A 6,454-nucleotide genomic window follows, 5' to 3' on the forward strand; every position below is an offset into this window, starting at 1 on the left:
GTCTCGCATTGCGAGATGCAAACGCAATACTGGAATTCGCCAGATACACTGTCCATATCCCGATATTTCCGTCTCATCATTAGAGACCGACACCCGGGGGAAGAACGCGAGGAGGCGTCACAACCATGGGTCGCACACTGGCTGAGAAAGTCTGGGAGCAGCACGTCGTACGCCGTGCCGAGGGCGAGCCCGACCTGCTCTACATCGACCTTCACCTCATCCACGAGGTGACCAGCCCGCAGGCGTTCGACGGCCTGCGTCTCAGCGGCCGCACCGTGCGGCGCCCCGACCTCACGATCGCCACCGAGGACCACAACGTCCCGACCGTGCTCGGGCCGATCGCGGACCCGGTCTCGCGCACCCAGGTCGAGACCCTGCGGAAGAACGCCGCCGAGTTCGGCGTCCGGCTGCACCCGATGGGCGACGCCGGTCAGGGCGTCGTGCACATCATCGGCCCGCAGTTCGGCCTCACCCAGCCCGGCATGACGATCGTCTGCGGCGACTCCCACACGTCGACGCACGGCGCGTTCGGCGCCATCGCGTTCGGCATCGGCACCTCCGAGGTCGAGCACGTCCTGGCCACGCAGACCCTGCCGGCCTATCGGCCGAAGACGATGGCGATCGAGGTCACCGGCGAGCTGCCGGTCGGCGTCACGGCAAAGGACCTGATCCTGGCCATCATCGCCAAGATCGGCACCGGCGGCGGCCAGGGCCACATCGTGGAGTACCGCGGCGAGGCCGTCCGCAGGCTCTCCATGGAGGGCCGGATGACGATCTGCAACATGTCGATCGAGGCGGGCGCCCGGGCCGGGATGATCGCCCCCGACGAGACCACGTTCGAGTACCTGCGCGGCCGTCCCCACGCTCCGACGGGGGCCGCCTGGGACGAGGCCGTCGAGTACTGGAAGAGCCTGCGCACCGACGACGACGCCGAATTCGACACGGTCGTCGAGATCGACGCCTCGGCGCTCACGCCGTTCGTCACCTGGGGCACGAACCCGGGCCAGGGCGCCCCGCTGGGCGCGGTCGTCCCGTCGCCGGAGGAGTTCGCCGACCCGGTCCAGCGGTCGGCGGCCGAGCGGGCCCTGCAGTACATGGGTCTCGCCGCCGGCACCCCGCTGCGCGACATCCAGGTGGACACGGTCTTCGTCGGGTCCTGCACCAACGGCCGCATCGAGGACCTGCGCGCCGCCGCCGAGATCCTCCGCGGCCGCCGCGTGGTCACCCGCACGCTGATCGTGCCGGGCTCGATGCAGGTCAAGAAGGCCGCCGAGGCCGAGGGGCTGCACGAGGTCTTCACGGCCGCCGGCGCCGAGTGGCGCGAGGCCGGCTGCTCGATGTGCCTCGGCATGAACCCCGACACGCTGCAGCCGGGCGAGCGCAGCGCGTCGACGTCCAACCGCAACTTCGAGGGCCGCCAGGGCAAGGGCGGCCGGACCCACCTGGTGTCGCCGCAGGTCGCCGCCGCGACCGCCGTCACCGGCCGGCTGACCGCGCCCGCCGACCTGTGACCCGCGGGACCGTGAGGGCGGCCCGCGCGGCCGCTCCGGTCCACCGCCCCGGCGGCGCGCGGCAGACGCGGCGCCCGGCGTCCCGAACCGACTCGTCCTGAGGAAAAAAGATCACCATGGATGCCTTCACCACTCACACCGGCCGGGCCGTGCCGCTGCGGCGCAGCAACGTGGACACCGACCAGATCATCCCGGCCGTCTGGCTCAAGCAGGTCAGCCGGACCGGCTTCGAGAAGGGCCTGTTCGCCGCCTGGCGCGAGGACCCGTCCTTCGTCCTGAACGACCCCGCCTACGACGGCGCCACCATCCTGATCTCGGGCCCCGACTTCGGCACCGGCTCCTCCCGCGAGCACGCCGTCTGGGCGCTCCAGCAGTACGGCTTCCGCGCCGTGATCTCCTCCCGGTTCGGCGACATCTTCCGGAACAACTCCACCAAGATGGGCCTGCTGCCGGTCGTGCTGCCCGAGGACGTGGTCGAGCGCCTCCAGACGGCCGTCGAGGCCGACCCGGCCACCGAGATCACGGTGGACCTGGCCGAGCGCCGGGTGCGCGCCGGCGACGTCGACGCGCCGTTCGAGATCGACGACTACACGCGGTGGCGGCTCATGGAGGGGCTCGACGACATCGGGCTGACCCTGCGTCACGCGGACGACATCGCCGAGTACGAGAATGGGCGGCAGCCATGGCTGCCGACGACCGTCTGAACGATCATCAGACCCCGGATGACCTGCTGGCGCGGCGACTGCGTGATGCGCATCGCCGCGTCAGGGCGTTAGCCTTACCACAGGAGGAGCGGGCTCGCCTGACCAGACGGCTGCTCGCCATCTGTGACGTGGCAAAGCGGGACATAGGCCATGCGGCCGCCCGGCTGGACGCCTTCATCGCCTATCTGGACGGCACATCCGACACGCCGAGCAGGCGAAACATGCCCCCCGGTGATTGAGTCCCGTGACCTCGTCCCCTAATTTCAAGCGCGTAAGGGGGAGGAACCAAATGAACAAGAAGGAACTCGTCGACGCGATCGCCGACCGTGTGGGCGACAGGAAGACGGCCACCGAAGCGGTCAACGCGGTCCTCGACGCCATCCAGGGCGCGGTCGCCAGCGGCGACAAGGTCTCGATCACCGGCTTCGGCGCGTTTGAAATGGTGCACAAGCCCGCCCGTACGGCTCGCAACCCTTCGACCGGCGACCCGATCAAGGTGGCGGAGAGCTGGGCGCCCAGGTTCCGCCCGGGGGCCGAGTTCAAGGAGCAGGTCAACGCGGGCGGCAAGGCCTCGTCCGCCAAGAAGAAGTAACGGCCATCAGACCCTGAGCGGCGTCCGGACCCGTCCGGGCGCCGCTCGTCTTCTCCCGGCCCCGCTCAGGGCGTAGGGAACGTGGAGAGCGTGACGTAGGTGACGCGGCCGTCCGTCATGACGACGTTGACCCGCTGCCCGGATCGCAGGTGGCGCAGCGGCCCCGCGTCGAACGCCTCGGCACCGAACGGGATCTCCGTCCCGTCGTCGAGGTACAGGGATCCCGACCGGGTGTCCCGGTCGAAGGTCTTCACCGTGGCCTGCACCCGATCAGCGTACCCGGGCCGCGCCCACCGGCCCGAGCCTCACTTCTCCGGCAGGTACGACGCGAGACCCCGCACGATGATCTCCAGGCCCAGCTCGAACCGGTAGTCGTTGGACTCGTCCACCATGAAGTCCGCCAGCGCCACCATGTTGGGGAACCGCTGGGGCGGGAGCGACTCGAAGTACTTCTGGAACTCCTCACGCATCCGGTCCCAGGACCCGTCGCCGGCCTCGCGGTAGCGCTCCTGCCACATCGACTCCTCGAGCGTGAAGCCGTCCATGTAGGTCGAGATCATGTCGCCCGCGATCGCGACGACCCGGTCGGGCAGGCCCGCCGCCCGGAAGATCGCCAGGAGCTTCTCGACGTACGGGAGCAGGTCCGGGGTGAACGGGATCTGGCCCATCGAGATCCGGGCCATGTCGCGGTGCCGCAGCAGCCGGGCGCGGCCCTCCCGCGCGAACTGCTTGACCTGCTCCTGCCAGTTGTCAGGGTCGGGGTCGGGCAGGTCGGCGCCCTCGAACAGCCGCCGGTACATGAGGTGGAGCAGCTCGTCCTTGCCGCTCACGTGGGCGTACAGGGCCGAGACGGCCACCTTCAGCTCGGCGGCGACCTGGCGCATGCTCAGGCCGTCGTAGCCGTCCCTGTCGAGCACGACGAAGGCGGCGTCCACGATCCGCTCCTGCGTCAGGGGGATCCGCGCCGTGGCCTGACGCTTCCGCGGACGCTCCCACGGCGGCGTGGGCATGTCCGGCTGGCTCATGAGGGACCTCCCGCTGTCCCGCCCATCGTAGTGAACGGTGCTCCGGTCGGGCGAACAGCGCTCTCGGTTTGAGATATATCTTGTCTCCTCCCTACTTGAGATATATCTTATGAACGCTGCACTTGATGACGAACACTGCTCAATGGTAGAACACTGCTCAGTAAGATGTGAACAGTGTTCAGAACGCTCAGGAGGAGCGATGTCGAATCCGACCGGCGTGACGGCGTCCGCGACGCCGGACATCGCGGCGCCGCCGTACCGGTGGCGCTGGGCGGCCCTCTTCGTGATCCTCGCCGCGGAGGTCATGGACCTCCTCGACGCCATGGTCACCAACATCGCGGCGCCGACGATGCGCGCCGACCTCGGCGGCACGGCCGCCACCATCCAGTGGATGGGCGCGGCCTACACGCTCTCGATGGCCGTGGGCCTGATCACCGGCGGCCGCCTCGGCGACATCTTCGGGCGCAGGCGGATGTTCCTGATCGGCGCGGCCGGCTTCACCCTGGGGTCGCTGCTGTGCGCGGTCGCGCAGTCGCCCGAGATGCTGATCGGCGCCCGCGTGATCCAGGGCCTGTTCGGCTCGGTCATGCTGCCGCAGGGGCTCGGCATGATCAAGGAGATGTTCCCGCCGAAGGAGATGCAGGCGGCCTTCGGCATGTTCGGGCCGATCATGGGCCTGTCGGCCGTCGGCGGGCCGATCCTCGCCGGGTGGCTCGTGGAGGCCGACTACTTCGGCACCGGCTGGCGCATGATCTTCCTGATCAACCTGCCGCTCGGCCTGGCCGCCCTGCTCGCCGGGATGCGCTTCCTGCCCGAGTCCCGCTCGCCCCATCCGCTCCGGCTGGACATCCCCGGCGTGCTGCTCGCCTCGCTGGGCGGCTTCCTGGTGATCTACCCGCTGGTCCAGGGCCGCGAGCACGACTGGCCCGCCTGGGCGTTCGTCATGCTGGCCGCCTCGGTCGCGGTGTTCGCGCTGTTCGGGTGGTTCGAGGCGCGCAGGAGCAGGTCGGGCGGCGACCCGCTGATCGTCCCGAGCCTGTTCCGCAAGCGCGCGTTCACCGGCGGCCTGCTCACCGGCACGGTCTTCTTCTCCGGCATGGCCGGGTTCATGCTGGTCTTCAACCTCTACACGCAGACCGGGCTCGGCTACTCCACCCTCAAGGCCGGGCTGTCGATGGTGCCCTGGTCGGCCGGCATGATCGTCGGCTTCGGCATCGCCCAGGCCGTGCAGAAGTTCGGCCGCAAGGTCCTGCACGGCGGCACGCTGATCATGACGCTGGGCGTGCTGGGCGTCCTCGTCACGCTGAACGTCGCGGGGATGCACGTGACGCCGTGGCAGCTCACCCCCGCCCTCGTCGTCACCGGGATCGGCATGGGGCTGCTCATGGCGCCGTTCTTCGACATCGTGCTCGCCGGCGTCGAGCAGCACGAGACCGGCTCGGCGTCCGGCACGCTCACCGCCGTCCAGCAGCTCGGCAACGCGTTCGGCGTGGCCCTGCTCGGGACGATCTTCTTCGACGTGCTCGGGAAGATCCCGACCCCCGCCACCTTCGACCACGGCATGAAGATCACGCTGTGGGTCGTGGCCGGCATGCTCGTCGCGACGTTCGCCGTGGCCTTCCTGCTGCCGAAGCAGGCGCGCGAGGAGGCCGAGAGCGTGGCGGCGTGACCCCCGCCCGTCCCGGCGAACCCGCCGATCCGGCGTCGCCCCCCTCGTCCCCCGCCCCGCGCCGGCTCACGCGAGGCGCCGGCCGATGAGGGGGGCGACCGCCGCTGTGGCGGGTCCCACCCCCAGCGCGAGCGCCTCGCGGAGGTCCTCGATCGTGTCCACGTCACGGCGGACCGAGGGGATGCCGTCCAGGGCCAGCTCTTTGGCCCCGCGCGACAGGTGCCGGGCCCGCGACTCTCCGCCGAACCCCGGCCGGAACGGCACGCCCGGCCGCACCCCGTAGAACGTCGTCCCGACCTCGGCCGCGTCCGGGACGAAGGCCTGCTCGAACTCCGCGGCGGCCGTCAGCACGATCTCCAGCTCCTCCGGCCGCAGCGCCGGCAGGTCGGCCTGCAGCGCCCCGATCGCGTCGTCCGGCGCCAGCCGCAGCGCCTCGGCGGCGCCGAAGCGGAGCGCCGCGTTCAGCCCCCGGTCCGGATCGGTCACGACGTGGGCCCCGAGCGCGGCCAGCCGTTCCGCGGGCAGCGGGTCGGCCGTCACCACGATCACTCGCGCCACGAGGGGGCAGCGCAGCGCCGCCGCCACCGTGTCGCTCGCCACCGCGACCGCGAGATCGGTCCGGTACGGCCCGGCGGCCCCCGCCAGGCGCGTCTTCGCCCGGATCAGGGTCTTCACCGGTACGACAATGGACCATCGCGCGAGCTGCATAGCTGTAGCATCCCGCCTCGACATCGCCCATGGCCAACCGGGAGACTTGTCGGCGATCCCGGTGATTTGGAGAACCCAGTGAGCCACCCCAGCGAGCCGGCGCCCGGCGCGGACGAACGGACCCCCGGCGCCCTCGACGACCCCGCGGGCCGCGACCCCGCCCAGCAGGCGGCCGTGGACGCCGCCGCCACACCCGTCGTCCCCACGCCCGCCGCACCCGTCACACCCGCCGGGTCCGGCGCCGC

8 protein-coding genes are annotated in these 6,454 nt (G+C 70.7%); 5 read left to right on the forward strand and 3 right to left on the reverse strand.

What is annotated here, in order from left to right; all coding sequences use genetic code 11:
• Positions 1–125: 125 nt before the first annotated feature.
• From leuC to MPTA5024_RS31740, 4 genes are all read left to right on the forward strand, one after another.
• Positions 126–1,511 carry a 3-isopropylmalate dehydratase large subunit gene (gene leuC, locus MPTA5024_RS31730; protein ID WP_036331311.1) on the forward strand — a complete coding sequence of 462 codons (1,386 nt, stop codon included), beginning with the start codon at positions 126–128 and terminating at the stop codon, positions 1,509–1,511.
• A gap of 116 nt (positions 1,512–1,627) precedes the next feature.
• Positions 1,628–2,215, forward strand: a complete 588-nt coding sequence (gene leuD / locus MPTA5024_RS31735) for a 3-isopropylmalate dehydratase small subunit (RefSeq protein ID WP_036331313.1) — start codon at positions 1,628–1,630, stop codon at positions 2,213–2,215.
• Positions 2,194–2,454, forward strand: a complete 261-nt coding sequence (locus MPTA5024_RS40255; protein WP_084370171.1) for a hypothetical protein — start codon at positions 2,194–2,196, stop codon at positions 2,452–2,454. The genes leuD and MPTA5024_RS40255 overlap by 22 nt, the downstream gene beginning before the upstream one ends.
• 50 nt (positions 2,455–2,504) lie before the next feature.
• The gene (locus MPTA5024_RS31740) at positions 2,505–2,807 is read left to right on the forward strand and encodes an HU family DNA-binding protein (RefSeq protein ID WP_036331315.1); all 303 of its coding nucleotides are present in this window, start codon (positions 2,505–2,507) and stop codon (positions 2,805–2,807) included.
• A gap of 65 nt (positions 2,808–2,872) precedes the next feature.
• Here MPTA5024_RS31740 and MPTA5024_RS31745 read toward each other — a convergent pair whose 3' ends face one another.
• Both MPTA5024_RS31745 and MPTA5024_RS31750 read right to left on the reverse strand, forming a co-directional pair.
• The gene (locus MPTA5024_RS31745) at positions 2,873–3,073 is read right to left on the reverse strand and encodes a cold-shock protein (RefSeq protein ID WP_036331317.1); all 201 of its coding nucleotides are present in this window, start codon (positions 3,071–3,073) and stop codon (positions 2,873–2,875) included.
• Positions 3,074–3,112: 39 nt separating this feature from the next.
• Positions 3,113–3,832 (reverse strand): TetR/AcrR family transcriptional regulator, encoded by a 720-nt coding sequence (locus MPTA5024_RS31750; protein ID WP_036331319.1) that lies wholly within the window; start codon positions 3,830–3,832, stop codon positions 3,113–3,115.
• 199 nt (positions 3,833–4,031) lie between these two features.
• On the opposite strand from MPTA5024_RS31750, the gene MPTA5024_RS31755 reads away from it, so the two are divergent.
• On the forward strand, positions 4,032–5,501 hold the full coding sequence (locus MPTA5024_RS31755) for an MFS transporter (protein ID WP_036331321.1): 1,470 nt from the start codon (positions 4,032–4,034) through the stop codon (positions 5,499–5,501).
• A 66-nt stretch (positions 5,502–5,567) separates the two neighbouring features.
• Here the strand turns inward: MPTA5024_RS31755 and cofC are convergent, their stop codons facing one another.
• A complete protein-coding gene (gene cofC, locus MPTA5024_RS31760; protein WP_036331323.1) occupies positions 5,568–6,209 on the reverse strand; it encodes a 2-phospho-L-lactate guanylyltransferase in 642 nt (213 codons plus the stop codon).
• Between the last annotated feature and the right edge of the window lie 245 nt (positions 6,210–6,454).

Source organism: Microbispora sp. ATCC PTA-5024 (genome assembly GCF_000511135.2).
Taxonomy (GTDB): domain Bacteria; phylum Actinomycetota; class Actinomycetes; order Streptosporangiales; family Streptosporangiaceae; genus Microbispora; species Microbispora corallina.

What these genes read in the sequence shown, in the direction of transcription:
- leuC (WP_036331311.1), top strand. Translation starts at nt 126, where the DNA reads ATGGGTCGCACACTGGCTGAGAAAGTCTGGGAGCAGCACGTCGTACGC.
- leuD (WP_036331313.1), top strand. Translation starts at nt 1,628, where the DNA reads ATGGATGCCTTCACCACTCACACCGGCCGGGCCGTGCCGCTGCGGCGC.
- MPTA5024_RS40255 (WP_084370171.1), top strand. Translation starts at nt 2,194, where the DNA reads ATGGCTGCCGACGACCGTCTGAACGATCATCAGACCCCGGATGACCTG.
- MPTA5024_RS31740 (WP_036331315.1), top strand. Translation starts at nt 2,505, where the DNA reads ATGAACAAGAAGGAACTCGTCGACGCGATCGCCGACCGTGTGGGCGAC.
- MPTA5024_RS31750 (WP_036331319.1), bottom strand. Translation starts at nt 3,832, where the DNA reads ATGAGCCAGCCGGACATGCCCACGCCGCCGTGGGAGCGTCCGCGGAAG.
- MPTA5024_RS31755 (WP_036331321.1), top strand. Translation starts at nt 4,032, where the DNA reads ATGTCGAATCCGACCGGCGTGACGGCGTCCGCGACGCCGGACATCGCG.
- cofC (WP_036331323.1), bottom strand. Translation starts at nt 6,209, where the DNA reads ATGCAGCTCGCGCGATGGTCCATTGTCGTACCGGTGAAGACCCTGATC.